We start from the raw sequence: 1,405 nt of genomic DNA, 5'->3' as shown, positions 1-1,405 counted from the left end.
GTAACCGATATGCGCCTGGGGATGCCCGGGCTGGCGTTGAAGGTGGAGGGATCGAAGAACCCTTGATTGATGTGCTTGGCCGGTAATTTCTGGGTTTTGGCGATTTGATTGACGGTTTTTGCGATGGCGTCCAGTCTGCGTTTTGAGCAGATTGGGAGTTGTCTCTCGCTGGATGGCTATGCGCTCGCGTTCAATCTTTCGAGGAAGAGGAGGCGGCGCATATTGTAGACGATATTGGCGAGCCCGATCCTCATGGTGGCTCGACTGATACCGACAGTCCGGACAAACAGCCCCGTCTGTGACTTCTGATCGGCAAAGACATGCTCGACACGCGAGCGGATGACCGACTTTCCAGCATTTGATTTCTGGATATGCCGGGGCATAGGCTTGAGATGCGGCTTTTTGCGATGAACCTTGGAGACAAAGCCCTGCTTTTCCATGAAGTCTTCGTTGGCTTTTGAGCGATAGGCCGTGTCGGCCCAGACACTTGAGGCCGTATTGGTTTTATCCAGAAGCCCCTCTCTCAATCGCGCGCCATCACTGGCAGCGGCATGCGTTGTTTTCCATTTGCGGATGAACCGGTATTTCCGATCGATGGAAACATGCGATTTATAGCCAAAGAACGGGATGGCGAGATCGCTGGATGGCATGGTTCCATCATCCTGCCGCTTCGCCTTCGTGAACTTCAGTGTCCAGCGCGCATGACGATCCTTGTGCGACAGCTTTGCGGGTTTGTCCTGCCAGTCTTCAGGAATACGGCCTGCTCGCAGATCCGCTTTCTCTGCATTGGTGTTCCGCTGCTTCGGAGCCGCTACCAGCGTGGCATCCAGGATCTGGCCTGACATCGGCAAATACCCGGCGTTACGCAGGGTCGCATCAAAGCGGTTGAACAGCCCATCGATCGCACCCGCCTGGGTCAGACGCTCGCGAAACAGCCAGACCGTTTTGGCATCCGGCACCCGATCTGAAAGTCCCAGCCCAAGGAAACGCATAAAGGAGAGGCGATCGTTGATCAGATATTCCGTCCGCTCATCAGACAAATTGTTGAGCGTCTGGATCACCAGGATCTTGAACATCAGCACAGGATCAAATGGCGGTCGTCCGCCCTTGCTTCCATCGGAATACGCCAGGGCCTTGTCCAGATCAGGACGGAACGCTTCAAAATCCACAGTCCGGGAAAACGCTTCGAGCTGATCGCCAAGCCCGCTCAACCGGGAAAGCCGCTCTTCAACATCAAAAAAACCAGGCTGCTTCATATCGCCATTCCCTCAATCAACGCAGAAGAAATAGAATCATACAGAAGACCTCAAAACCAGGGGGTTTTTAGAACCCTCCATGTCGATCCCCAGGCATGGCTCGCCGATGTCCTGGCACGGATCAATGACATTCCCAATCCACGCCTCCA

Annotated in this window: 1 protein-coding gene; it reads right to left on the bottom strand. The window is 54.5% G+C overall.

Features of this window, described 5'->3' with window-relative positions:
• Positions 1-176: 176 nt before the first annotated feature.
• The gene (locus B7449_RS12400; RefSeq protein ID WP_007400698.1) at positions 177-1,256 is read right to left on the bottom strand and encodes an IS5 family transposase; all 1,080 of its coding nucleotides are present in this window, start codon (positions 1,254-1,256) and stop codon (positions 177-179) included.
• Between the last annotated feature and the right edge of the window lie 149 nt (positions 1,257-1,405).

The organism is Komagataeibacter intermedius TF2, from assembly GCF_000964425.1.
GTDB classification, from domain to species: domain Bacteria; phylum Pseudomonadota; class Alphaproteobacteria; order Acetobacterales; family Acetobacteraceae; genus Komagataeibacter; species Komagataeibacter intermedius.
This window is presented reverse-complemented; position numbering and strand designations above follow the sequence as displayed.

Bases quoted from the DNA above. Each gene is read 5' to 3' on its own strand.
- B7449_RS12400 (WP_007400698.1), bottom strand. From the start codon at position 1,256: ATGAAGCAGCCTGGTTTTTTTGATGTTGAAGAGCGGCTTTCCCGGTTG.